Origin of the sequence: Saccharibacillus deserti, from assembly GCF_013618475.1 — a bacterium.
In the GTDB taxonomy this organism is placed as follows: domain Bacteria; phylum Bacillota; class Bacilli; order Paenibacillales; family Paenibacillaceae; genus Saccharibacillus; species Saccharibacillus deserti.
The window spans coordinates 672288-697043 of sequence record NZ_JABJVN010000001.1 but is presented as its reverse complement, the minus strand read 5'-3'; the positions used below and the strand labels follow the sequence as shown (position 1 = coordinate 697043).

General features: G+C 56.6%; 30 protein-coding genes. All 30 read right to left on the bottom strand.

The features are described 5' to 3' along the window. Positions 1-21: 21 nt before the first annotated feature. The 30 genes from dapB to HOP44_RS03010 all read right to left on the bottom strand — a co-directional run bounded on the left by dapB (position 22) and on the right by HOP44_RS03010 (position 24695). Positions 22-822: a 4-hydroxy-tetrahydrodipicolinate reductase gene (gene dapB / locus HOP44_RS03155; protein ID WP_172250464.1), complete on the bottom strand. Its 801-nt coding sequence runs from the start codon at positions 820-822 to the stop codon at positions 22-24. Then, the gene (locus HOP44_RS03150; protein ID WP_172250462.1) at positions 819-1172 is read right to left on the bottom strand and encodes a nucleotide pyrophosphohydrolase; all 354 of its coding nucleotides are present in this window, start codon (positions 1170-1172) and stop codon (positions 819-821) included. Before HOP44_RS03150 ends, dapB begins: the two co-directional genes overlap by 4 nt. 100 nt (positions 1173-1272) lie before the next feature. Then, positions 1273-1935: a DUF1405 domain-containing protein gene (locus HOP44_RS03145; protein WP_172250460.1), complete on the bottom strand. Its 663-nt coding sequence runs from the start codon at positions 1933-1935 to the stop codon at positions 1273-1275. Positions 1936-2052: 117 nt separating this feature from the next. After that, positions 2053-2271: an IDEAL domain-containing protein gene (locus HOP44_RS03140; RefSeq protein ID WP_172196250.1), complete on the bottom strand. Its 219-nt coding sequence runs from the start codon at positions 2269-2271 to the stop codon at positions 2053-2055. 297 nt (positions 2272-2568) lie between these two features. Beyond that, positions 2569-3174: a histidine phosphatase family protein gene (locus HOP44_RS03135; RefSeq protein WP_172250458.1), complete on the bottom strand. Its 606-nt coding sequence runs from the start codon at positions 3172-3174 to the stop codon at positions 2569-2571. A gap of 38 nt (positions 3175-3212) precedes the next feature. Then, complete coding sequence (locus tag HOP44_RS03130) at positions 3213-3836, bottom strand: zf-HC2 domain-containing protein (protein ID WP_172250456.1); 624 nt, start codon at positions 3834-3836, stop codon at positions 3213-3215. Next, a complete protein-coding gene (locus tag HOP44_RS03125; protein ID WP_172196247.1) occupies positions 3826-4431 on the bottom strand; it encodes an RNA polymerase sigma factor in 606 nt (201 codons plus the stop codon). Before HOP44_RS03125 ends, HOP44_RS03130 begins: the two co-directional genes overlap by 11 nt. 280 nt (positions 4432-4711) lie before the next feature. Continuing rightward, positions 4712-5335: an immunity protein Imm33 domain-containing protein gene (locus HOP44_RS03120; protein WP_216667452.1), complete on the bottom strand. Its 624-nt coding sequence runs from the start codon at positions 5333-5335 to the stop codon at positions 4712-4714. 46 nt (positions 5336-5381) lie between these two features. Then, the gene (locus tag HOP44_RS03115) at positions 5382-6107 is read right to left on the bottom strand and encodes a DUF4274 domain-containing protein (RefSeq protein ID WP_172250454.1); all 726 of its coding nucleotides are present in this window, start codon (positions 6105-6107) and stop codon (positions 5382-5384) included. Between the two features lie 167 nt (positions 6108-6274). Further along, the gene (locus tag HOP44_RS03110; protein WP_172250452.1) at positions 6275-6622 is read right to left on the bottom strand and encodes a hypothetical protein; all 348 of its coding nucleotides are present in this window, start codon (positions 6620-6622) and stop codon (positions 6275-6277) included. A 467-nt stretch (positions 6623-7089) separates the two neighbouring features. After that, positions 7090-8181: a prephenate dehydrogenase gene (locus tag HOP44_RS03105; RefSeq protein WP_172250450.1), complete on the bottom strand. Its 1092-nt coding sequence runs from the start codon at positions 8179-8181 to the stop codon at positions 7090-7092. Positions 8182-8302: 121 nt separating this feature from the next. Continuing rightward, positions 8303-9400, bottom strand: a complete 1098-nt coding sequence (hisC, locus tag HOP44_RS03100) for a histidinol-phosphate transaminase (protein WP_172250448.1) — start codon at positions 9398-9400, stop codon at positions 8303-8305. 163 nt (positions 9401-9563) lie between these two features. Further along, positions 9564-10484: a tryptophan synthase subunit alpha gene (trpA, locus tag HOP44_RS03095; protein WP_246369550.1), complete on the bottom strand. Its 921-nt coding sequence runs from the start codon at positions 10482-10484 to the stop codon at positions 9564-9566. Next, the gene (gene trpB / locus HOP44_RS03090; protein ID WP_172196296.1) at positions 10481-11683 is read right to left on the bottom strand and encodes a tryptophan synthase subunit beta; all 1203 of its coding nucleotides are present in this window, start codon (positions 11681-11683) and stop codon (positions 10481-10483) included. Before trpB ends, trpA begins: the two co-directional genes overlap by 4 nt. Then, positions 11683-12405 carry a phosphoribosylanthranilate isomerase gene (locus tag HOP44_RS03085; protein WP_172250446.1) on the bottom strand — a complete coding sequence of 241 codons (723 nt, stop codon included), beginning with the start codon at positions 12403-12405 and terminating at the stop codon, positions 11683-11685. The genes trpB and HOP44_RS03085 overlap by 1 nt, the downstream gene beginning before the upstream one ends. Further along, positions 12402-13268, bottom strand: coding sequence for an indole-3-glycerol phosphate synthase TrpC (trpC, locus tag HOP44_RS03080; protein ID WP_172250444.1), 867 nt, complete (start codon positions 13266-13268; stop codon positions 12402-12404). The genes HOP44_RS03085 and trpC overlap by 4 nt, the downstream gene beginning before the upstream one ends. After that, on the bottom strand, positions 13258-14343 hold the full coding sequence (gene trpD, locus HOP44_RS03075) for an anthranilate phosphoribosyltransferase (protein ID WP_172250442.1): 1086 nt from the start codon (positions 14341-14343) through the stop codon (positions 13258-13260). The genes trpC and trpD overlap by 11 nt, the downstream gene beginning before the upstream one ends. A gap of 476 nt (positions 14344-14819) precedes the next feature. Beyond that, the gene (gene aroH / locus HOP44_RS03070) at positions 14820-15191 is read right to left on the bottom strand and encodes a chorismate mutase (protein ID WP_172251539.1); all 372 of its coding nucleotides are present in this window, start codon (positions 15189-15191) and stop codon (positions 14820-14822) included. Between the two features lie 21 nt (positions 15192-15212). Next, positions 15213-16310 (bottom strand): 3-dehydroquinate synthase, encoded by a 1098-nt coding sequence (gene aroB, locus HOP44_RS03065; protein ID WP_172250440.1) that lies wholly within the window; start codon positions 16308-16310, stop codon positions 15213-15215. A 1-nt stretch (position 16311) separates the two neighbouring features. Continuing rightward, positions 16312-17481: a chorismate synthase gene (gene aroC / locus HOP44_RS03060; protein WP_172250438.1), complete on the bottom strand. Its 1170-nt coding sequence runs from the start codon at positions 17479-17481 to the stop codon at positions 16312-16314. Between the two features lie 202 nt (positions 17482-17683). Next, the gene (locus tag HOP44_RS03055) at positions 17684-18511 is read right to left on the bottom strand and encodes a CheR family methyltransferase (protein WP_216667450.1); all 828 of its coding nucleotides are present in this window, start codon (positions 18509-18511) and stop codon (positions 17684-17686) included. Further along, positions 18502-18945 (bottom strand): nucleoside-diphosphate kinase, encoded by a 444-nt coding sequence (gene ndk / locus HOP44_RS03050; RefSeq protein ID WP_172196237.1) that lies wholly within the window; start codon positions 18943-18945, stop codon positions 18502-18504. The genes HOP44_RS03055 and ndk overlap by 10 nt, the downstream gene beginning before the upstream one ends. Before the next feature lie 154 nt (positions 18946-19099). After that, a complete protein-coding gene (locus HOP44_RS03045; RefSeq protein WP_172250436.1) occupies positions 19100-20074 on the bottom strand; it encodes a polyprenyl synthetase family protein in 975 nt (324 codons plus the stop codon). Then, positions 20071-20946, bottom strand: coding sequence for a menaquinone biosynthetic enzyme MqnA/MqnD family protein (locus tag HOP44_RS03040; RefSeq protein ID WP_172250434.1), 876 nt, complete (start codon positions 20944-20946; stop codon positions 20071-20073). The genes HOP44_RS03045 and HOP44_RS03040 overlap by 4 nt, the downstream gene beginning before the upstream one ends. Next, positions 20928-21545, bottom strand: coding sequence for a UbiX family flavin prenyltransferase (locus HOP44_RS03035; protein ID WP_172250432.1), 618 nt, complete (start codon positions 21543-21545; stop codon positions 20928-20930). Before HOP44_RS03035 ends, HOP44_RS03040 begins: the two co-directional genes overlap by 19 nt. Then, positions 21539-22411 carry a UbiA-like polyprenyltransferase gene (locus HOP44_RS03030; protein ID WP_172250430.1) on the bottom strand — a complete coding sequence of 291 codons (873 nt, stop codon included), beginning with the start codon at positions 22409-22411 and terminating at the stop codon, positions 21539-21541. Before HOP44_RS03030 ends, HOP44_RS03035 begins: the two co-directional genes overlap by 7 nt. Position 22412: 1 nt before the next feature. Next, entirely contained in the window at positions 22413-23129 is a 717-nt protein-coding gene (locus HOP44_RS03025) for a demethylmenaquinone methyltransferase (protein WP_172196232.1), read from the bottom strand. Next, entirely contained in the window at positions 23129-23914 is a 786-nt protein-coding gene (locus tag HOP44_RS03020; protein ID WP_172250428.1) for a heptaprenyl diphosphate synthase component 1, read from the bottom strand. The genes HOP44_RS03025 and HOP44_RS03020 overlap by 1 nt, the downstream gene beginning before the upstream one ends. Before the next feature lie 94 nt (positions 23915-24008). Further along, a complete protein-coding gene (mtrB, locus tag HOP44_RS03015; protein ID WP_172196230.1) occupies positions 24009-24233 on the bottom strand; it encodes a trp RNA-binding attenuation protein MtrB in 225 nt (74 codons plus the stop codon). Between the two features lie 189 nt (positions 24234-24422). Next, positions 24423-24695, bottom strand: a complete 273-nt coding sequence (locus HOP44_RS03010) for an HU family DNA-binding protein (protein ID WP_172250426.1) — start codon at positions 24693-24695, stop codon at positions 24423-24425. Between the last annotated feature and the right edge of the window lie 61 nt (positions 24696-24756).

Here is a 24756-nt window from a genome sequence, read left to right as displayed (position 1 = left end):
CGGCTAGGTTGATAGAATGCTCTACATCAAATGTTCGAACCCGTACACCATACCGGTATACGCCATCACTTTCTTGATGCCGATATTGACGCCCGGCATGTAACCGGCGCGTTCGTAAGAATCGTGGCGAATCTTGAGGCTCTGTCCATAACCGCCAAAAATGACTTCCTGCTGCGCAAATACGCCGGGCAGACGCACACTGTGGATCCGGAATCCTTCGTATTCGCCTCCGCGCGCACCGGGCAGAATTTCTTCTTCATCCGGATTGCCCTGCTTGAACTTCTCGCGGCCTTTCGCGATCAGTTCCGCCGTTTTGATCGAGGTACCCGAAGGCGCATCCAGTTTCTGGTCGCCGTGAGTCTCGATAATTTCGACATGCGGCAGATATTCTGCGGCTTTCGCCGCAAACTGCATCATCAGAATCGCCCCGATCGAAAAGTTCGGAGCGATCAGTCCGCCGATATGCGCTTCCCGGCACAATTCGTCCAGCTCTTCGATCTGCCGGGGCGCAAAGCCCGTTGCACCGACGACGGGACGGACGCCGTGCTTGATCGCCGTTACCGTGTTGGAGTAAACGACCGAAGGAACGCTGAAGTCCACGAGGACATCCGGCTTGGCGGAAGCCAGCGCCGCATCCAGATCATCGACCACGATCAGGCCGCAGGGCTTGAGTCCCGCCAACTCGCCCGCATCTTTCCCGGCTCCCGAACGGTTGATCGCCGCAGCCAATTCCAGCGTTTCGTCTTCCAGTACCATTTTGACAACTTCGCGTCCCATGCGTCCGCCTGCCCCTGCAACCGCTACCCTGATTTTTTCGCTCATTTTTCTTCTTCCTCCTGCCGCGTTTCGGCGTCGATCCGTGTCCAACGGTCTTTATCGCGCGTATTGAATTTGTGCATGACCCGATCGTGGGCTTCTGTCAGGTCGATATTCAGCGAATTGGCGAAGCAAAGCGTAATAAACAAAATATCGCCCAGTTCCAATTCGATCGAATTGTCGTCTTCCCCGCTCTTCTTCGGCTTTTCGCCAAAGCTGTGATTCACTTCCCGGGCAAGTTCCCCGACTTCTTCCGTCATCCGGGCGAGCATCGACAGCGGGCTGAAATACCCCTCTTTGAACTGCGAAATATAACGGTCGACTTCCCGCTGCATTTCCGCCAGACTTTTCTCCATGCCGATTCCCCCTTTCGCTGTTCTTCTGACCTACCGGCTTGCGCTGCATTCTTCCTTATGTTATCGCAAAGACATTTCCAACACAATGACAGCGGCCAAGCTACCGGGAACGCCGAACCTGTCTTTCGCCGGATCTCCATCTCCTGCCGGCTCCTCGAATCGCCGCCCATCCGGCCAGTACACTGGCCGCCGTCAGCGCAAACGTGAAGCTGCGTACCTGATCGATCCGGGCCAGATGTTCCGGCGACAGATACGGAAAAATCCCGTAGGTATAATCGATCGTATCGTTTGCAAAAGTCCAAACCGCGGCCGGAATCAGCCACAGCACGCCCAGACTGAAGAAACGGACATACAGCAGCGCTTCAAACGCCATGATGCCGTGAGACGCAATCAGCATCCAACTGAGAGGCTCGATCGGATAACCCAGACCCGCGTCCCAGACAATAATCGAAATCGCCCATACCCCGTATTTAACCGAAGTGACAACCGCCAGCGCCTCGATCAGATTCAAGGTCCCTTTCATCCATCTCGAAGAAGGAGGAAAAAGCAGGCCCAATACGGCAAGCGTAAAGAACAAACTGCCGGTCGGACTGTCCGGAACAAATACGATTTGCCAAACCGGCTGGGTTTCCCATACATTGGCCAACTGGCCGCCGTACCAAATATATCCGTATACCGTTCCGATCAAATTGCTGACAAGCAGCAGCCAGAGAATCCTTCGGTCGGTCAGCAGAGCCCGGCTCCACAACCAAGAAAGCGTCATTTTCTTCCTCCCACGCCAAATTCGGGCGACTTTTCAACAGCCGTTCCTTCACAAAAAGCCTGACCGCGTCGGCGGCCAGGCTGTGATGAACCCATTTCTATTTTAACTGCGGCTTCTTCAAGTTGGCAAGCGCGAGGATTCAGACGAAATCGAACGGCCTTCCAGCAGCTTCAATTCGCCGGTCAGCGCCAGAAAAGCCAATTCGTCCCCATTGGCGAGAGCGGCATCGATGTCCTGCTGCAGCATTTCGCAGCGCCGTCTGCGCAGCGCTTCATCCCATACCATCTCGGCGGCCAGGCCCAACATCACTTCGTAAGCGGCTTTCATCTTGTCCAAAGGACGCACCTCCCGAGTTATCGTATCATCCGGCAACCGACTCTGCTTCGACGACTTCTGGCTGGAGTAGGGATTCCCCCGCATACCCCGTGCGTGAAAGAATTGAGAGCGTCCTCAATTTTTCTCGATTTTAAAAAAAGAGAAAAGAGTCGGGCTCCTTTCTTTGAATTTAACCAGAAAGGGAGAGCTTGCACCAGAAAACGGTAAAAATCATGATTTTTATTTAGCAAGAACGTCTGGGGGCGTTTAAACCAAAAAAAGCCTTTCGTCGGCGGCTGCCGAAGAAAGGCTTGGATTTCAGGGAGTTCTTGGGTCTGCCGCAGGTTCTTTAAGCAGATGTTTGGTGCAGTTATAGATGAGAGGTTCCCACTGCTCTCCCCGTTTTTCCAGCACCGTCAGCGAGAGGTTGCCGATCCGCTCGGTATGTCTGCCTTTGTAGAGAGCGGCATACAGCTGGGCCAGAAGCCCCCCGTGCGTGACGACAAGGATATGGCTGTCCGGATATTTCGCTTCCAGATCGGCGATAAAAGACAAAGCCCGTTCTTCAAGCGCTTCAAGCTTCTCCTGACCGATATCCTGGGTGTTCCACTCGGCCCCGAATCGCTCTTCCCGCTCGGCCTGGGTCAGCCCTTCCACTTGGCCGAATCCGCGTTCCGCGAGACGCGAATCGGCTTCAAGCATCGGCAGCTTCAATTGGGCGGCGATAATCTCGGCCGTTTCCTGTGCCCGAAGCAGTCCGCTGGAAATCACGAAATCCCAACGGTAGGTTTCTTCCGCAAGACGCCGGGCCAATACGGCCGCCTGACGGCGTCCTTCATCATTGAGCGGGATATCGCTGCGGCCTTGGATGCGGCCCGCCGCATTCCAATCGGTAAGTCCATGTCTGATCAATCCGATAAGCATCGGCATCTCCACAACCTTTCTCGATCGCTTTCAAGCGGTTATCTGCGCATTCTTGCGATCCGGGTCAACGACAGCAGGGCGAGTCCCATGCCGGTCAACGACAAGAACATCCAATACTGCGGATGGGTCGGGCCGATCTGCGCGACCAACGGTTCGACGATTCCCCGATCCGCGGCCGGTTGGGTATCGGGCGGCGTCTCGACGACTCCGGAATCGACGGTCAGCGGCTGAACGATTACGCCGGCCGGAACTTCGCGCGTCGCGCTCTGCTGTTTGTCCGGAATTCCCCAGCCGGCCAGATAAACGAAACTGACAAGGAAAACGGCGAGCAGGGCGGCGATCCAAACCGCGGCACGGCTGCGAAACCTGTGCTGTGAAGCATAAGTCTTCGATTCGCCGGGCAGCAGCCAAGGAGATTCCTCGTAAATCCGGTCCATGACGCTGCGGTTCATCCGTTCCGCATCCATTTCCGGCAGATCCGTTCCCGCCTGCTGCATCAATTCTTCGAGATCGGGGAAATCGTCGAAGTCGAAGGTTTCATCCGTCCGGTCTTCCGGAGGCAACCCGTTGTTTTTTAGATCTTCCGGAAGATCGGTCGGACGCCGGGCATTCGGATTCCAGCGCGAACCGCTCCGGTGTCCACCTTCTTCTCTACCCTTCATTCGGTCTCATCCCCTTGTACATCTCTTCTTCGTAGACCGGGCCGCAATAATAGGGTTCCAATTGGGTTTTGATACTCAGGCGCGCCCGGAACAGCAGGGATTTCACCGAGCTGATACTTTGTCCGAGGATACGTGCGATCTCCTGATAGTCCATCTGATCGTATTCGCGCAGAATAAGCGCCGCACGCTGTTTCTCCGGCAGATTGTCGATTGCCGTACGCACCATGCCCACCTGTTCGCTGCGCAGCAGGGCCTGCTCGGGCGCCGCGTCCGTCGACGAATCCGTGATCAGTTCCCCGTCTTCGAGCGGCACGCTCATCGCGCGGTTCCGGCGAAGTTCGCTCAATGCGGTATTTCTTGCAATGGTATACAGCCAGGTCGAGAAAGAAGCTTCCACTTCCCGGAAAGACTGCAGACTTTTGAACGCTTTATAAAAAGTTTCGGAACTGACGTCTTCGGCAAGATGACCGAGGCCCGCGCCCTTTAACATATAGTACGTAAATGCCAGGATTTTGCGCTGATAGCGCCGCATGAGAACAGAGTAAAGTTCGACATTCCCCGCTTTAATTTCCCGAATCAACTGGGAATCTTCCATCGAAAACGCGCCCTCCCTCGATTGCCGCAAAAAAAATTCTACAGCTCATTTTATCACATCGCCCGTATTTTGCCAAAAGTGCGGGCAGTCGACTCATAGACGGACAAGAACGCGATAAAGTTGCAGTAGGGACCGGTTTTTTTCTTTTCTTTTTGTATTTACCCGATTTTGCCGGAATTCCCGCGGTTCCGCAGGAAACCGGACAGCCAAAAAAACCGCTGCGATCCGCCGCGGTGTATGGGCTGTCCTTCATGGGAATTGACTTGGCACTTTTGCGGCTTCAGTTGTCGGCCGGCCAGACTTTCCGGTCGTCGCCGTCGAGCAGCGCCTCCAAATGCTCGCCGTCCAAGACCGCCACGTATCCTTTGGGCAGCGCCAGGACTTGTAAGGCACCGGGACGCCGGTTGAAGAGCTGGTAGACATAATACCGCCTTAATTCGCTCTGCTCGACCGGTTCGCTTTCCGCAGGCCCCAGATACCAGCCGGAGATTCCGCCTTCCCGGTTCTCGGTGCGCTCCAAATAGATGCGTTCGGCCTCCAGTCCGCGTTCCGAAGCAATCAGGGTATCTTGGAACAAGGCGGTCTCCCCTTGGGCTCCCGCAAGCTTCAGGACCTGGTTTTGCGCCAGCTGCACCGAAAGGGTCGCCGACAGATCTTCGGTCGTCCGTCCGAACGGATCGGACGCGTAATCCGGAGCCAGAATGTGCACGTTCGATTCATCCTGCTGATGCACGAACAGGATGCTCCAGCCGATCTGGATCTTCATGCCGGGTTCGAGAAAACCGGCTTTTTCCTCCGTATCCCGAAACAGATCCAACAAAAACTTGCCCTGCGCTTCCAGTGCATCTTCGCATTGGAGCGAAAATGTGCGCGATCCGATCTTCTGGCTTAGCGTAACTAACATGATCCCGCCCCTTTCGGCATATTTTGAATAGGCTTGAAACGGCCGCTCAACGCTCCATTTCCGGCATGGAAGCTTCCAGCCGTGCGCGCAGCCGTTCGGCCAGCTTGCGGAAAAGAGCTTTTTGTTCATGGTCCGCATACTCTTCCTGACGCAGATCCAGCCAGTAATCGCCGTCGGCCAGGTCGTACATATCAAGCAGCGTAATTTCGGCGCAGGCCGGATTCTCCATCACCGCAATCATCGGCTGCGGGCCGTCGTCCCAGTTGTAATGGTTGACGAAAGCATGCAGCAGCACGGGAGAATCGAGCCGGCGGATCGCCTGCACCAGACGCCCTGCGTCTTCTTCGGCCAAAAGTTCGTCCAGTACCGGCTGTTCTTCCGGAGTCAGCGTCAGTCTTACCGCTCCCCGGGTATCCATCAGCAGATCGGCCAGAGCCCGGTCTCCGCGCACGGCTGCCGCATTCCAGGGCGTCGCCCGGATTCCGCGCGGCGAATCGATGCGGGCGCCGTACTTCAGGAGCAGCTTGACTGCACCGGACTGATGAAATTTGATGGCTTTCAGCAGCGCCGTTTCGCCAAGCTTGTCTTCGATTTCGAGTTCCGCTCCGCGTTCCAACAAAATCTCTACCGCATCCGGCGGCAGCTTGTACGTCATGAACAGCATTAACGGAGTCCGGCCGCGTTCGTCTTTCTCGTTCACGTCCAGCTCTCCGGCTGCGGTACGCACGGCGTGTACATTTTTGGTTCTGGCTATTTCCGCCCAATTCGTCATTTTACGGCTCCTTTACAGTTTGCTTCTCGGTAAGTGCTTATCCTACAGTATCCTACGGTCATGCGTTCAGTTCAAGTCAAAATCGTTTCTACCTTGTTTGGGGACAAAAAAACGGGAGTTCCGTATTGCCCGGAAACTCCCGCTTTTCATCCGCAAAGGGCGGTTCGTCAAGTCCATTTCGACAGTTCCATATACATTTCCAGTCGGTCGACCAACTGCAGGCGTTCTCGAAAATATACGCTGTCGACCAGATACCCTTCCAGCACGCTGCTGCCTTTTTCATCGAATTTAAGCAGATAACGCTGCAGCAGAAACCGTCCCAAAGGATCGCCTTCCGGCTCCCAGCGCACATAAATTTCATGTCCCAGGTTGCGGTGTGTGGCACTGAACAAAATAGGTCCGTAAAACCGGTCCATCGTATCGGGGGACGGTTCCAACTCATACAGCATGTTGACGTCGGTTTTCCATCCTCCCGGTATTCGCAGCGGCTGCAGCCTTGGCTTCGCTTCCGCCATGTCTTTCTCCTCCTCGCGCAAACTCGCGATCCGGATCGGAGCCGTGAATTCCGAACGCAAGCCGCAGCAGCGTTTTCCGTTCCAATTTCCGCGTATCCGCCGAAAAGCCGTCATTTTATAATTGCCTGCTTTCTTTTACCCACCGGAAAGACATCCCGAACGGCTAAGCGGCAATTTTCGCGACAAAAAAAGGACGGTTGTCCCAAAAGACTGTTCTGTCTATCCAGAAAAAGAAATGAGCGTATAGGGGCACAAAAAAAGGCCGCTCACAGTGAGCGGCCCGTGTACTACTCGAGTACACTTAGAGTATAGGAGTGGAGAGAAACCATACTGTACGTTTATTATATGTATACGCTTCCAAAATGTCAACGCTTTCTTTTCCTTTTTTGTTCACGCGCTTATGAGCCCTAAAAAAAGATCCGCCGGAACCTGCCGGCGGATCTTCGAACTAAAACCGATACGCTGGACTAGGAAGCGTAAACGTCAAACTCAAGACTGCTCAGGACTTCCCTTGCGCGCTCCATCTGCACTTCGTCGCGGAAAGACAACCGCATCAGCCCCGGCACGTCTTCGCGGCTCTCGATAATTTGCAGATTGCTCAAGTTGACGTCGCGCGAACCGAGTTCGGTCGTGATGCGTCCGATAATGCCCGGATGGTCGGGAACGTCGAGATAAAGATCGTACGTTTTGGCAATCGCGCCTTTGCGCCGTTCCGGCAGTTCGTCGCGGAAATCGCCGGCTTCACGGAAACGGGCCGAAATGCCTTCCCCGTCTTCCCGCTCCAACTGATCGATAAAGCCTTCCACCTGCGCATTCCAGTCGCGTAGAAGCTTTAAAAGGTTGAAGCGGTTGTTCAGCAAAATGTCCCGCCAGACGACAGGGTCACTGGATGCAATTCGGGTGATGTCCCGGAAACCGCCTGCCGCCAGGGTACGGTACAGCGGATTGCTGTCATGGTAACCGCTGATCTGGTTGACGAGCGCCACGGCGATAATATGAGGCAGATGGCTGATCGCGCCGACAATTTCGTCATGCTGCCCAGGTTCCATGCAGATGACTTTCGCACGGGTATAAGCCAGCAGTTCGGACAGCGATTGGATAGGCTCCGGATCGGTATCCGGTTCGGGCGTCAATACGTAATAGGCATTCTCGAACAGCAGCGAAGTTGCGGCCTGCACGCCCGAACGTTCCGAACCGGCCATCGGATGACCGCCGATAAAGCACGTATCCTTCCACTCCAGCTCTCTCGCTTTGGCGGCGATCGAAGCTTTGGTGCTGCCCACATCGGTGACCACACAGCCTTTTTTGAGCGGAAGGGCATGAATTTGTTCCAGATAGGTCTCCAGCAGCCCGACAGGCGTGGAGATAAAAATAAAGTCGGCGTCTTGCACAGCTTCTTCCAGCGACAAGGTGGCGGAGTCGACGACCCCGAGTTCCACGCTCAGATCGGCCAGGTCCTGCCGGTGGGAATAGCCGACGAGCTCGACATCCGGCTTCCCGCGGAAGCACAAAGCCAACGAGCCGCCGATCAGTCCGACGCCGATCACGGCAATTTTCATATAAGGTCAGCCTCGCTTCGTAGGATTCATTGCAGATAGCGCTCGGGTGAGTGTGCGGACAAAGTCCGATGGGCTGCCGCGAAAAGCGTGCCGCCCATCGAAACTCGAAACGGTCCGCTTCCTATACGGCCGCTGTCTGTTCGTTAAGAGCTTCTTCGAACGTCCGGATGAAGATCTCGTTCTCCCGGGGAGAACCGACCGTCACGCGCAGATACGTCGGATGCAGCCTGAATCCCGAACGGGCGATTACGCCTTTGCGCAGCATCCGCTGGAACAGATCCGCGGCGGACTGCTTCGTATCGACCATGATGAAGTTACCGTTGGCCGGGAAATACGACAGTCCCAAACGCTCGAATTCGCCCTGCAGGAACGCGAGGCCTTCGGCATTTTTCGCACGGCACGATTCCACAAACTCTTGGTCGGCCAGTGCCGCTTTGGCGGCAGCCTGGGCAATGCGCGTCGTATTGAACGGCTCGCGTACCTGATTGATCGAGCGGATGACGGAGGCCTGGCCTACGCCGTACCCGATCCGCAGTGCGGCAAGCCCGTAAATTTTCGAGAAGGTGCGCAGAACGACCACGTTGCCGTAGTCGGCCAGCAGTTTCGTGCCGTCCGGGTATTCGCTGTCGGTCACGTATTCGAAATAAGCTTCGTCGAGCACGACCATGACGGAAGAAGGAACGCGATCCAGGAAACTTTTCAGTTCGGTTTCGCTGACGATTGTGCCGGTCGGGTTGTTCGGATTGCAGATCCAGACGATCTTGGTCCGGTCGGTTACGGCCGCAAGCATCGCTTCGAGATCGTGTTTGCCGGCCTGAAGCGGAACTTCGATACTTGTCGCTTTTTCGATATCGGCATTGCTCTTATATACGGAGAAAGTGGCATCGGCCATGATGTTCTCATCGCCTTCCGACAGGAAAGCGCGGGCGATCAGGGCGATAATTTCGTCCGAACCGCATCCGAAAATAATCTGGTCCGAGTTCACGGACAGATGTTCGGCCAAGGCAGCCGTCAATTGGACTGCTCCGCCGTCCGGATACAGATTGAATTTGGTCAATTCCTCTTCGATCGCGGCTTTGACGCGAGGGGAAAATCCATACGGATTTTCGTTCGAAGCCAGTTTGACGACTTCGATGAGACCGTATTCTTTTTGGACTTCTTCGATCGGTTTGCCTGGCTGATAGACCGGAAGATCGACAATATGGGCTTTGGGCTGCATGGATGATTCCCCTACTTTCCTGATTTGGCGTGTTGCAGTGCGACAGTGTCGGGCTGCAACATCGCTCAAAAAGTTAATGACTGCCCCCAAACAGGCCGCATCGGCAGGGCTAGGCGGGTTAACCGCCGCGCCTTGCCGATTGCGCCTGCTCCGGGATCCGTCTTTATACCTTTAATTCTGCCACAAATTTGCGAATTTGCAAGAGCGCATCTTCCCGTTTATCGGCATTCATCAGGTCGGGGATCAACGTTTCGATCGTACGGACGATCGCGCTGCCCACTACCACACCGTCGCAAAGTTCGGAAAACCGCTGTACCTGATCGCGCCCCGAAATGCCGAAACCGACGGCGACAGGCAGATCGGTACGCGATTTTACATCGCGGATAAAAGCATCGACTCCGTCGTGGAACGAAGCCCGTTCGCCGGTTACGCCAAGCGAAGACACGCAGTAGACGAAGCCCCGGCCGCTGCGCAAAATTTTCTCGATCCGCTCGCTCGAAGTGGGAGCCACCAGCGGAATCAGGGCAATATTCACCCGGTCGGCACGCTGCAGCATGTCTTCCGATTCTTCATAAGGCAGATCGGGAATAATCAATCCGCTGATCCCGTTCCGGGCCGCTTCTTCGAAAAAGAGATCCAGCCCCGTCTGCAGGATCGGATTGTAATAGGTAAAAAGGACGAAAGGCATTTTCACGCCCCGCTCCCTCGCACGGCGAGCGACGTCCAGACAGGTGCGTACCGTGATGAGCTGCTCGAGCGCCCGGGCGGAAGCGCGCTGGATGACCGGTCCGTCCGCAAGCGGATCGGAATACGGCACGCCGAGTTCCAGGACATCGGCGCCGGCTTGTTCCAACTGCTCGATAATATCGAGTGTCGTATCGAGATCGGGATCGCCGACCGTCAGAAAAGGAATCAGCGCCGTGCCTCCTGTTTCACCGAGCTTGCGGAACGTTTCTTCGATCAGATTGGGCCGCTTGGCAGCGGCAGCCGGCGAATCGCCGCCTTGCGGCGTTCCCGCGGACAGCCCGCCTTCGGCAGCGGGATTCATCAAGAGGCGTTGGGTCATCGAAAAATTCGGCTTCATTGCGCGTCTCCTCCTTCCTTCTCGTAAGCCATGATCGACTCGACATCTTTGTCGCCGCGTCCCGACAGGCAGATGACCAGAATGCGGTCGGCCCCCATCTCCGGTGCGATCTTGGCGGCATGCGCGACGGCATGCGCCGATTCCAGCGCCGGAATGATGCCTTCCGTGCGGCAGAGCAGTTTGAGCGCCGTAATGGCTTCTTCGTCGGTGATCGGGACATACTTGGCCCGGCCGACATCTTTGAGATAGGAATGTTCCGGTCCCACGCCGGGATAATCCAGGCCGGCCGATATCGAATGCGCCGGCTGTACCTGCCCGTACTCGTCCTGCAGCAGATAGCTCATGGAGCCCTGGAACACGCCTTTGGTGCCGAGGCTCATGGTGGCGGCATGCAGAGGCGTATCAATGCCTTTGCCGGCCGCTTCAACGCCGATAAAGTCGACATCCGCGTCGCCGACGAACGGATAAAACATACCGATCGCGTTGCTGCCGCCGCCGACCGCCGCGACGATCGTGTCCGGCAGGCGTCCTTCGGTCTCGAGGATTTGACGGCGGGTCTCGTCGCCGATCACGCGCTGGAAGTTGCGTACGATCAGTGGATACGGATGGGGGCCTACGGCCGAACCCAGAATATAGAACGTATCCTGAACATGGCTGACCCAATAACGCAGCGCTTCGTTGCCCGCATCCTTGAGCGTCTTCGTGCCCGATACGACAGGAACGACTTCCGCGCCGAGCAGGCGCATGCGGAACACGTTAAGCTGCTGACGGTGCATGTCTTCTTCGCCCATGAACACTTTGCATTCCAGACCGAGCAGCGCCGCTACCGTTGCGGTCGCCACGCCGTGCTGGCCGGCACCCGTTTCGGCGATGACTTTCTTTTTGCCCATACGTACGGCGAGCAATCCTTGTCCAAGCGCGTTGTTGATCTTGTGAGCGCCCGTGTGGTTGAGGTCTTCGCGCTTGAGATACACTTTGGCTCCGCCGAAATGTTCCGTCAGGCGTTTGGCGTAATACAGCGGCGTCTCGCGGCCGGAATACTGCTTGAGCAAATCGTTCAATTCCGCGTTAAAATCGGCGTCCGCCGAAAACTTCAAGTAAGATTCCTCAAGTTCGATCAGCGCGTTCATCAGCGTTTCGGGAACGAAACGTCCTCCGAATTCGCCGTAGCGTCCTTTTGCATCCGGTACTTGTCCGATCATGATAAAACCGCCCTTTCCACGAATAAAGTCATTTTTTGTATATCTTTATGTCCGTCGGTCTCGACGCCGCTTGAGACGTCGATGCCGTCCGGCGCGTAATTTCGTACCAATTCGCCCGCGTTGCTCTCGGTCAAACCGCCGGCCACGAACAACTTCAATCCGCAGGCTTCGGCCGCCTGCTGATACAGCGGAATGATCTCCCAGTTAAACGTGCGTCCCGAACCGCCTCCGTACAGCGGATCATGCGTATCGAGCAGCAGCGCGTCGACCGCGCCGCGATATGATTCGCACATTCTCTCGGCGCGCACCGCATGCCCCTCGTCGGCATCTTCGCCGCCGATCGGGATCGATTTGAATACTTCCCCGCCAAATCGTTCGCGTACTTCCCGGCAAAAATCCGGACTTTCCTGTCCGTGCAGCTGCACCACGTCCAACCGAGCGGCCGCCAGTGTCCGCTTCAATTCGTCCAGGGACGGATTGACGAACACGCCCGCTACCTTGGGGCGCACTCTTTCCGTCGAAGATGTCTTCGGCGCCTTATTTAGCTCGCCGATCAAAACTGCCGCCTCGGCAGGATCAACCCGGCGCCGGCTCGGAGCAAACACAAGACCGATATAATCGACGCCCAGTTCCGCGGCTTTCCGTACAGCTTCCGGCGTACGGATCCCGCATATTTTGATGACGGGCCCTTTATTCGTCCGTTCTTCGCGCTCCTTCATCTCGAAGCTCCGGAATCGGCGGCTTCCGCGTTCGGCTGAACGCTGCTTTCTGCCGTCGGACGTTCGGATGCCCGATGCACCGCTCCCATCACTTCCGCTACCGCTTCGCCAATATCCGGACGGCGCATAAAGGTCTCGCCGATCAATACGCCGCCCGCTCCACTAGAGCCGACATACCGGACGTCTTCGGCCGTACGGATCGCACTCTCGCTGATCAGCAGCGCCTGCTTCGGCATACGGGGTGCAAGATCAGCGGTAACGGACAGGCGGGTCTCGAACGTATGCAGATTCCGGTTGTTTACCCCGATCAATCCGCGGTCGGTCACCTGAAGGACCGCTTCAAGTTCCTCTTCGTTGTGCACTTCGATCAGCGTATCGAGGCCCACAGCTTCGGCCAAAGCTTTCAGTTCCCGCAGACGGTTGACCGGCAGAATCGCCGCGATCAGCAGCACCGCATCGGCGCCGATTAAACGCGCTTCATAGATTTGCGACTCGTCGATCACAAAGTCTTTGCGCAGCAGAGGCAGCTCGACCGATGCGCGAATCTGCGTCAGATAGTCGGTACTGCCCTGGAAATAGTCTTTGTCCGTCAATACGGACAGGCAGTCCGCTCCGGCCGCTTCGTAAGCTTTCGCAAGCTCCACGGGATGAAAGTCTTCCCGGATCAGCCCTTTGGACGGCGAAGCCTTTTTCACTTCGGCGATCAGCGCCATCCCCGGGCGTTTGGGGCTGCGCAGCGCCGTTTCAAAGCCGCGTGTGGACGGCATCCCGGCAATCCGCCGCTCCGCTTCCGCCCTATTCAGCGTTTCGTTCAGCAGTTCGACTTCCCGGCGTTTCGTTTCGACGATTCGATCAAGATACATATCCGCATTCCTCCGTTATCCGTATAAGCTGCTCGAGTTTGTTAAGGGCGAGACCCGAGTCCACGATCTTCGCCGCCATCCGTACGCCTTCCGCCAGATCGGCAGCCGATCCGGCCGTATAGATACAGGCTCCCGCGTTCGCAAGCACGATGTCGCGGCGGGCACCGCGTTCGCCGGAGAGCACGCCGCGTATAATCCGCGCGTTGTCCGCCGCATCTCCGCCGAGAATGTCTTCAAGCGGATAGCGGGAAAGTCCAAGTTCTTCCGGCGCAATGTCATAAGTGCGAACGACTCCGTCCGCAAGTTCCGACACGCGGGTCGGACCGGAAACGCTGATCTCGTCCAGACCGTCGAGACCCGCGACGACCATGGCGCGCCGTGTTCCCAGATTGCCGAGTACGGAGGCGATCTGCGCGGTGCGGTCGGCATCGTAGAGGCCAAGCAGCTGGCGGTCGGCGCCTGCCGGATTGGTCAGTGGGCCGAGCAGGTTGAATACCGTGCGAATGCCCAGTTCCCGGCGCGGCCCGGCCGCATGTTTCATGGAAGGATGATAGGTCTGGGCAAACAGGAAGCAGATGCCGATCCGGTCCAGGCATTCGGCGGCTTGGGTGCCGCTGAGCCCGATATTGACGCCGAGCGCTTCCAGCACATCGGCACTTCCCGCCCGGCCGCTGGCCGAGCGGTTACCGTGTTTGGCGACGCGGACGGAAGCGGAAGCGGCAATCAGCGCGGAAGCGGTCGAGATATTGAACTTGTGGATGCCCGAGCCGCCTGTACCGCACGTATCGAGCAGATCTTCGCGGGAAGCGCCGACCGTCCCGGAGAAGCTGCGCATCGCTTCGGCAAATCCGGTGATCTCCTCGGTCGTCTCGCCTTTCATCCGCAGCGCCAGCAGCAGGCCGCCGATCTGCGCAGGAGTGGCCGCACCGGTCATGATACTTTCCATAGCGGTTCTGGCCTGCTCCCGGGTCAGCGAAGATCCTTCGGAAGCCAGCGCAAGCGCTTCTTTGGCGCCGATAAGCGGTTGGATCGGATAAACGTTATCTGTCGGTTCGGGTGAATGCGAAGTGTACATGAATATCTCTCCTTCGAGGTCGAATAGGTTCGAGCGCCTCGAGACCGTCCTTCGGGAAGCCGTCTTCCGCTGCGGGTGCCGCCGGTCCGACGCCGGAAGCGTCAGAGGATAATCCGGTATGGCGGAGATGATACAAAAAGACCTCCGCTTCGCAGCAGAGGTCTTCGGCTTCGAAAATCTTCATCCGTATGCGGGATAGAAAATTCCGTGCTCCGATGGATTGCATTCGTCGATGTATGGTAAAAAAACCCGTAGCCGTTCGACCCCGAATCGTTCCATACGTAAACTCTGCTCAGCCTGACTCTGCTCTGTCTGGCGGCCTGCGCCGCCTTGGCCCCTGCGGGCCTCACGATTCTCCGCCCCCGCCCGGTAACACTCCTGTTCCCGGCGCGGCAGCGCGAATCCTTAACTTTGTTCCCTACTATACCCGATCGCGAAGCCGATAGCAAGCGCCTCCGCCGTCTTTGCCGATCCCGTTACTTGCGGCCGGCAAGATCCGGACGAAGTACCGTCGCTCCGCGCTGATAGACATGTCCGATCTCCCGCTGGGACTTTTCCGTATTGACCTGAATCATCAAACGGATACAGCGCGGCAGACTGCCTTCGACCGGGATTTCCAGCGCGCACATCAGCGGAACGAAATCCCAGCCCGGCTGACGGCGCACGGCGACCGCCGGAAAAGCGGCATTCAGATCGCCGGTGACCGTAATCCAGATATTGCTGACCATTTCCGGATCGATTCCATTACAGCGAATCATCTCCGCGACCAATTCTTCCGTAGCCGCGTAAATTTCTTCTTTGTCGTTGTGTTCGACCGTTGTCGCTCCGCGAATACCCCGGTTGTAAATGACGATGGTTCCCACTCCTTTTCAGGCTTTTAGGCGTTCTATAACGCTTTGCACCGCTTCCGCTTTCACATCGCCCGCGATTTCGACTCGGCCGACCTCCAGAGGCACGACAAAGATCATCTGGCCTTCCCTGAACTTCTTGTCGCGCTGCATGGCAGCCATCAGTGCGTCGGTATCCATATCGGCCGGCAGCGTCACGGGAAGTTCCAGCGCTTCCAGCATCGCTGTCGTCTCCGCGTACAGTCCCGCCGCGCCGCGTTCTTCGCCAAGCCTTGCCGCGGCGGCCATACCGACGGAGATCGCTTCACCGTGCAAAAATTGTCCGTAGCCCGCGACGGCCTCGATCGCGTGACCGAGCGTATGCCCCAGATTCAATATCGCACGCAAATCGTTCTCCCGCTCGTCGCGCGAGACGATCTGGGCTTTGATGGCGCAGCCTTTTTCCAGGCCGTAAGCCAGCGCTTCGGAATCGAGATCCAACAGACGCGGCGCATGCTCTTGGCACCAGTAAGCGAAATCCCGGTCCCAGATCAGCCCGTGCTTGACCATCTCCGACAATCCCGCGCGCACTTCGCGCGGAGGCAGGGTCCTGAGCGTCTCCACGTCGTACAGCACAAGTTCCGGCTGGTGAAATACGCCGATCATGTTCTTGGCAAGCGGATGGTTGACCGCCACTTTGCCGCCTACGCTGCTGTCGTGCGCGAGAATGGTCGTCGGTACCTGCACGAAACGAATCCCGCGCATATAGGTTGCGGCTACGAAGCCGGCGAGGTCGCCGACTACGCCGCCGCCAAGCGCCAGAATCGCCGAAGAACGGTCCAACCCTTCTTCAATCGCCCGCGTAATAAGCTGGTCGTATGCGGCAAGCGACTTGGAAGATTCGCCGGCCGGAACAACCGCGCTTGCGACGCGGTATCCGCCCGCTGTCAAAACGTCGACCAACTTGTCCAGATATAACGGAGCCACATGATCGTCGGTCACGATCAGCAGCGGACTTTTGCTCGGTACTCCGACCTGTTTCAGATACTCGGCCGCTTGATCCAGCAGCCCTTCGCCGATCACGATCGGATACGAGCGCTCGCCCAGCTCGACCGTCAGCGTCTTTGGCGTCCCCGCCATCTTAGTAGTTCTCCAGCTGACGCTTGTAATTTTCGTAGTTCGCTTTGATTTCCTCCATCGAATCGCCGCCGAATTTTTCGAGGAACGCTTTGGCGACTTCCCAGGCGACGACGCTCTCCATCACGACGCTCGCTGCCGGAACGGCGCAGGCGTCGGAACGCTCCACCTGGGCATTGAACGCTTCCTTGGTGTCGATATCGACACTGCGCAGCGGCTTGTAGAGCGTCGGGATCGGCTTCATGACGCCGCGTACGACGATTGGCATCCCGTTCGTAATCCCGCCTTCGAAACCGCCCAGACGATTGGAAGCCCGCGTATAACCGGTTTCTTCCGTGTACAGAATCTCGTCGTGCACCTGCGAGCCCCGCAGTTCTCCCGCTTCGAAGCCGATGCCGATTTCGACGCCTTTGAAGGCATTGATCGACATAACGGCTTGGGCGATACGCGCGTCGAGCTTGCGGTCGTACTGCACGTAACTGCCGAGACCGACTGGCAGGCCTTCGACGATACATTCGACTACGCCGCCGACCGAATCGCCTTCTTTTTTGATCAGGTCGATGTAGGCTTCCATCTTCTTCTCGGTTTCTTCGTCGGCGACACGTACGGAAGACGCTTCCGTGCGGGCAACGAGTTCATCGAGCGGCAGATTGTTGGCCGGAGCGACGATCTCGCCGATTCGCAGCACTTGTCCGCCGATACGGATACCGAACACTTCGAGCAGTTGGCGGGCCAGCGCGCCGACGGCGACGCGGACAGCCGTCTCGCGGGCACTCGAACGTTCCAGGACGTTGCGCAGGTCTTTGAGGTCGTATTTTAGCCCGCCGTTAAGATCGGCATGGCCCGGACGCGGACGGTGCACGCGGCGTTTCTCTTCGTCCGTGCCTTCCATCGGCTCGACGTTCATGATCTTGGTCCAGTGCTTCCAGTCGTTGTTGGCGACGACCAGAGCGATCGGCGCTCCCGTCGTTTGTCCATGGCGAACGCCGCCTACGATATCCGCTTGATCCTGCTCGATCTGCATACGGCGGCCTCGGCCGTACCCTTTTTGCCTGCGCAGCAGTTGAAAGTTCAAAGCCTCGAAATCGATCCGCAGATTGCTCGGCATTCCTTCAACGATCGCGGTCAGCTGCGGTCCGTGGGTCTCCCCGGCGGTCAAGTAACGTAAACTCATAACGCGTTCCCCCTTTAAACTTTTAAACTGTAAACGGCTAAAATCCGTAAATGTCTTCGCCCATTATACCATCTGTCCGCAGCTTGTCCAAGAGCCTTTACATTTTGCGTAAGATCGGCGAATTACATGCAAAAAAGCCGCCATTTCCGCCCCGAGGCGGAGTATGACGACTTTTTCGGCTTTTGTGCGAACGGGAACCCGTTTAGATTTTCTTGTAGAAAAACGTGTCGCATGGCTCCAGTCCGTACTGTCCGGGCGAGAAGATCTGTTCCGTACTGCCTACGAACAGCACGCCGCCTTTGCGCAGGCTGGACGCGAACTTGTGATAGAGAGTCGATTTCGCTTCTTCCGTGAAATAAATCATGACGTTGCGGCAGACGATCAGATCGTAGCCGTCGTCGAATTTGTCGGTCAGCAGATTCAGCTTTTGGAAATTGACGGCCCGCTTAAGCTTGTCGTCGACTTTGTATATCAAACCGTCGGCTTTGAAATACTTTTCCGCGACTTTCGAAGGCACATCCTTGAGCGAGCGCTCCAGGTACTGTCCTTGTTTCGCTTTGGCAAGCGCGCCTTCGTCCAGATCCGCAGCAACCAGCTTGGAATCGCCCAGAATGCCGTGTCCGTCGAGAATCATCGCCAGCGTGTAAGGCTCTTCGCCTGTCGAACACGCCGCGCTCCATACTTTCAGCCCTTTTTTGCCGCCTGTGCGCAGTTCCGGAATAATCGTATCGCGCAGCACTTCCCAGCGGTTCGGGTTGCGCCAGAATTCCGATACGTTGATCGTCATCCGGTCGAGGAATTCGAAGAACAGGGTTTTGTCCTTTTTCATCGCTTCAAAAAACTGGGCAAACGTGTCATAGCCGTGCTTGCTGCGCAGCGTGGTCAAACGACGCTTCATCTGCGCTTCCTTATATTGGGACAAGTCGATTCCTGTGCTCGCATTTACGTTTTTAATAAACCCGCTGTAGTCCGGGTCGCTTCCCGGGGCAGATACTTCTTCGCGCCCCGCGCCGCTTCTGATCAGATCCATCGCGCCACCGCCTTGTCGTAATCATGCTGTTCCGCTTCAGTGAAAAAGTTGGCGATTTCCCGTTTGGCGCTTTCCGTTCCGTCCGATCCGTGAATCAGGTTAAACGGCGTGTGTGCCGCAAAATCCCCTCGAATCGTCCCCGGCAGCGCTTCCGTGACTTTGGTCTTGCCCATCAGGATCCGGGACAGCGCGATGACATCGTCGCCTTCCCATACCATGGCGAATACCGGACCGGACGTAATGAATTCCACCAGATCCCCGAAGAACGGTTTGCCCTCGTGCTCGGCATAATGACGCTTGGCCTGTTCTTCCGAGATCTGCATGAATTTCCCCGCAACCAGCTTGAATCCTTTGTCTTCGAATCGGCTGACGATCCGTCCGACCAGTCCGCGTTGTACTCCATCGGGTTTAACCATCATAAAAGTGCGTTCCATCGCAATCTCCCACTTTCGGCATATGATTTATTATCGGCTGAGACGCTTGCTTTTTATAGAGTTAAACGAGTTAATGCAATAATCCTGCATCATCTTGCGAAAAAAGGGAGATTCCTCGGAATCTCCCTTTTTTGCCGCGGTATTTGCTTGGCGTTCAATAGGTTCGTCTGGACACAAAATTCGCGATATCGCGCAGATGGCGGCGTGCCCGGATATCGGGCAGGCGGCCCAGCGCGTCCAGCGCTTTTTGCGTATACCGGTCAGCCAGTTCTTCCGCACGCGCGATTCCTCCGCTGCTGCGGATCATCGTTACGGCGGCGGTAACGTCCGTATGTCCGTTTGCCGCATGGATACGGACGATTTCCTCCAGCAGCGGAGCGCGCAGCCGTTCTTCCTGCAGCGCATACAGCACCGGAATCGTGATATTGCCTTGGCGAATATCGCTGCCCGGCGGTTTGCCGATCTGCTTCTCCGTTCCGCACAGATCCAGCAGATCGTCGCGAATCTGGAACGCCATCCCTACATTGTAGCCGTAGTTGTACAGTTCGTGCGCTTCTTTCTCCGAAGCTCCGGCGGCCAGCGCGCCGAGCTGGCAGCTGACTGCGATCAACAGCGCCGTTTTGCGGCGGATCCGCAGCAGATAACGGCGAATACTTTGGTTTGAATTGAAAAAGTCGCGGATTTGCTCCATCTCGCCGATCGACATTTCAACCATCGCTTTGGCTAATACCCGGTGAATCCGCGGATCTTCCAACCCTGCGACCATCTCCAGCGCCTTGGCATAAATGTAATCACCCGTGTACATGGCGATCCGGTTATCCCATTTGGCTTTGACGGTCAGTTGGCCCCGCCGCGTCTGCGCGTTGTCGATCACATCGTCATGGACCAGCGACGCCATATGAATCAGTTCCAGCGGCACGGCAATAAGCTGCAGCCGTTCGAGCTCGTACGTGCCGAATTTGCCGCCCAGCAGGACAAAAGCCGGGCGCAGGCGTTTGCCGCCGGCTTTCAGCAGATGCATCGCCGCTTCGCCCAGTGCTTCGCTTTCGACTTCAATGCAGGCATAAAGCGAACGTTCGACGGCGTCCATATCTTTTTTTAACGTTCCGAAGATCTCCATTCGTTTCATTCGTTCACCCATATCCGCGTTTTGTCGGTCCAAATTTGAATTTGCGCTTCCTGCGGCAGCAGTCCCATCTCCCGGGCATGGCGGAAGTAAAGGTTCAGTCCGTCCAGGCGCTCCGGAGTCAAGTCGTAACGAAGATTCTCGAAGTACCCCTGCCAGTAACGAAGGTGCCCGCCCAGCTCGGCCTGCGCTTTTGCCGCAACCGGCGTCAGATCGTCGAGACTTCTGTTCTTGCTTGCGGCCAAAGCCGCGGCCAGTTCGCCGATCCGGTCCGGATAACGTTCCGCCGCCTGCTTCGAAACCGCCCAGACCGCAAAAGTCATACTGAGACCCGTCCAGCTTTTCCATTCCGCGCCGAGGTCGGTCACCGTATACTCCGTATTCGCCCAGTCGGCCCGGATGGCATGATCGCCGATCAACAGCGCCGCATCCGCATGTTCCAGCATGTCTTCGAGATGGGGCTCGCAGGTGACGTACTCCGGCTTTGCGCCGTATGCTTTTTCCGCAATAATCTTCAGCAGATTGACGGAAGTCGCCGACGTATTGGTTAATGCGATCCGGCCCTGAACCGCTTCGGCAAACGGTTTTTTGGAAAAGCAGAGAATCGACCGGACCGGTCCGTCCGCACTCACCGACAAATCCGGGAGCAGCAGGAAACGGTCCGCCGCCATGGCGTAAGCAAACGAAGAGACCGGACTCATATCCAGCTCCCCTTCCAGCAGCAGACGATTCAAGGCAGCCGGCAGTTCCGTCCGGCTCTCAGCCGGAAAATCGAGCGCGGAAGGATCGAAGTAGTGATAGACCGGCCAAACGTTGGTGTAGAGGATGCGTCCCAGACGCAGCGTATCGCTCTCCTTCACGTTTCCTCCCCCCATCTTTTAAACAAGTTGTGTCCGATTCCAACACTGTCCAGCACTTTTCCGACCAGAAAGTCCACGGCTTCTTCCAGTGTCCGGGGACGGTGGTAAAAAGCGGGCATGGCCGGGACCATCTTGACGCCCAGGCGGGACAGTTTCAGCATATTTTCCAAATGGATCGCATGCAGCGGCGTTTCTCTTGGGACAAGCACAAGCGGGCGACCTTCCTTGACCATCACATCGGCCGCGCGCGTCATCAGATTGTCCGACGTTCCGTGCGCGATCGAAGAGAGGGTTCCCATCGAACACGGGGCGACGATCATCCCCTCGGCCCGAAAAGAACCGCTGGCGATCGACGCCCCGATATCCGCTACCGGATGATAGACCAACCGGCCCGGACGACCGCCCAAACGGCGCTCCAGCTCTTCTTCGCGTTTGGACGCGTCGAAATCCATTTCTTCCTTCAATACGCGCCAGCCGGCATTGGAAACGACCAGATGCACCGAAAAACCGTTATCCAGCAGTTCTTCCGCCAATCGGATGCCGTAAACGCTGCCGCTGGCCCCGGTGATGCCCAATACCCAGTGCCTGCCGGCGCCTGCGAGTTCGTTTACCAAAATTTCACCACCAAATCGATCAGAGTGAACACGAAAACGATACTGCTAAGCCAGCTGTTCATCGTGAAAAAAGCGGTCTGTACACGGCTGAGATCATTCGGCTTCACAATGCGGTGCTGATAGAACAGAATCGAGCAGGCGATCACGACGCCCGCCACGTACCACCAGCCGAGCGGAGAGATCACGGCCAGAAGAATAAGCCCCGCGGCTGTTACCGCGTGGAATCCCTGCGCAATCTTCAATGCTTTTTCCAGACCGAAACGGCTCGGAATAGAGTAGATGCCTTCGCGGCGGTCGAAGTCGATATCGTCGCAGGCATAGATCACATCGAAGCCGGCTGTCCAAAAAGCGATCGCGATATAAAAGACAAGCGACGACCAGCTGAAGCTGTCGGTTACCGCCGCCCATCCGCCCAGCGGGGCAAGTGCGATCGTGGCGCCCAGCACCAGATGGCAGAGCCATGTAAAGCGCTTCGTATACGAGTACGCGACGATCAGCACGAGAGCGACCGGGAACAAAGTCAAAGCAAAACGGGACAATTCGAACGTCGCCCACAGGAACAAGCCAAGGAATACGGCAACGAAAATAATCACTTCGCTCGTCTTCAACAGTCCGGCCGGAATCGCGCGCTTTTCCGTACGCGGATTCTTGGCATCGATATAACGGTCGATCAGGCGGTTCAGCCCCATCGCCGCGCTTCTGGCTCCGACCATCGCCAGCAGAATCCAGCCCGCCTGTGCCCAGGAAGGCAGATGTCCGTTAATGACCACGGAGCCAAGCAGCATTCCCATAAACGCGAAAGGGAGTGCAAACAAAGTATGTTCAATCTTGATCATTTCCAAAAAAACACGGATTTTCCCGAACATTCTATTTCTCCTTAATTCCGATATGCAGCGCGGCTACTCCGCCGGTCAGCGGATAATCTTCCACCTGCTGCAGGCCAACCTCGCGGAAAATGTTCGCCAGTTCTTTGCGGCCGGGAAACGGCTTCAACGACTCGGGCAGCCATTTGTACTGCTCGTAGCTTTTGGCGAACACTTTTCCGAATAACGGAAGCACCCGATCGAAGTAAAAATAATACATGCCTTTGAACGGCTGTGCAGTGGGTTTGGATACTTCCAGACAGACCACCATGCCTCCGGGCTTGACGACACGCTGCATTTCTTTGAGCACCTGCACCAGATCCGGCACATTTCGCAGACCGAAACCGATCGTTGCGTAATCGAACGAATTGTCGGCGAACGGCAGCTGCATCGCATTGCCCTGGATCAGCGAGATTTGACTGCCGTGCGGCATGCGGGCCAATTTGGTACGTCCTACATCAAGCATGGCAGCGCTGAAGTCCAGCCCGGTAATCGCCCCGCTTTTGCTTGTCTCGGCCAGGCTGATGGTCCAGTCGCAGGTTCCGCAGCATAAGTCGATCGCGCTTTGGCCTTCCGACATGGCCATTTTGCGCATGGCGAATTTACGCCAGGACTTGTGGCGGTTGAAGCTGATAATATTGTTCATCCGATCGTATTTCGGCGCAATTTGCTGAAAAACGTCATGGACGAACTCTTCTTTCGGTTTCGGCGAATCCGCCATTATCCGTTCACCTCGCCTTTTATTTCGGCCGCATTACGAAACCGTGCGGCAAGAGGAAGCAGCGCTTCGCGGTTCACTTCGCCCGGCAGCGCCTTGATTTCCGAGTCCAAACGTTCCGTGAACTCCAGCAGCAGGGCAGCCAGCGTCTCGCGAGACTCACTTGTGCCCTGGACTTCGAGATCCCGCCGGAACGTCGATCCTGCGCTGCCCGGTTCGGCTGCCGCAAGTTCGTCTACCGCCGCTTCGCACAGGCCGACGAGAGGCAGAAGAGTCCGCCAGTAAGGCAGCAGCGGACCGTCAAGCAGCACATCGAAGCCCTCAAACAGGCGTGCCTTGATCGCGGCCGCCTCGTCCAGATATTCGCGAAGTTCCGGTGCCTGTCCGCTTTGAATGCGCAGGTAAAGCTCCATTTTGCTGCGATTGACGTCTGCAATAGCCCGGCTCAATTCGGCGATCATGCCAATTTCTCCGGCGGCGGCCAACAGCTGGTAAAAGCGGCTGCTGTAGTAATCGCCCGCCAGCACTTTGAGCTGCCGCGAGCGCATCGCTTCTTCTTCTTCGCTGTCGTCTCCCGGCTCGACACGGTCGTGAATATCGAGCCCGTTCTGAAGCAGCGCGGTTACGGTGCCGTAGACTTCGCTTTTTGCGGCCAAGTCGGAAGCTTCGAGGAAAGTATGCAGCAGGCGAAGCCGCGCATCCGGCAGCGCCGGAACGTCCGTATGCTTCCGGATCATGTCATACCCGGTGTATTTTTCGGTTTTTTCCGGTACGCAGTAGGGTTTCATCTCATAGCCTCCGACTTTTACAACGTTCAACGCTATTTTTGTCACAATCTTTTCTATTATAACATACGCCTTTTCAAACGACTAACGCAAACACTCAGGTTTCCGTTTCGATATTTCCGTGTTTGGTGAATACCGTAGCTCTGCCGCGAACCTTGATCGCCGACGTGTGATCGGTAAACTGCGCGATCAGCACTTCGCCTTTGTCCAGCTTCTCCGTATGATGAAACCGGGTATCTTGGCCGCGCGTCAATCCGATCACATGCACACCGTTTTCATGGGCTTTGATGACGATATAATCCGCTTTTTCCGAATGTTCCACAATTGTTCCCCCTTTTTTTCGTTCTTTGGTACAGTCTATTTATGATGGCAAATGCCGGCCTGTATTGTCAACCGCCCAGCCGGGATGAAAAAGAAAAAAGCCGTGAATATGTATTCACGGCTTCTTTCCGATCTCCCAAACCTGGGCCGGGCGATGCAAAATCTTCAATCCCTGGGGATTATGTAGATTTTATTTAATTCCGTCTTTCAGGGCTTTGCCCGGTTTGAAAGCAGGAATCTTGCTTGCCGGGATTTCGATCTCTTCGCCGGTTTGCGGGTTGCGTCCTTTACGGGCGGAACGTTCGCGAATCTCGAAGTTTCCGAATCCGACGAGTTGTACTTTCTCGCCGTTTTGCAGAGCGGCAGCAATGGCTTCGAAAACGGAGTCAACCGCTTTGGTTGCTTCTTTCTTGCCAAGCTCCGAAGCTTCTGCTACGTGGCTGATCAGATCAGATTTGTTCATGCGTTTCACCTCCTGTTACAGTCATACCCGGCACTCGTCCGAGTGCCCGCCGAAAAGGCGT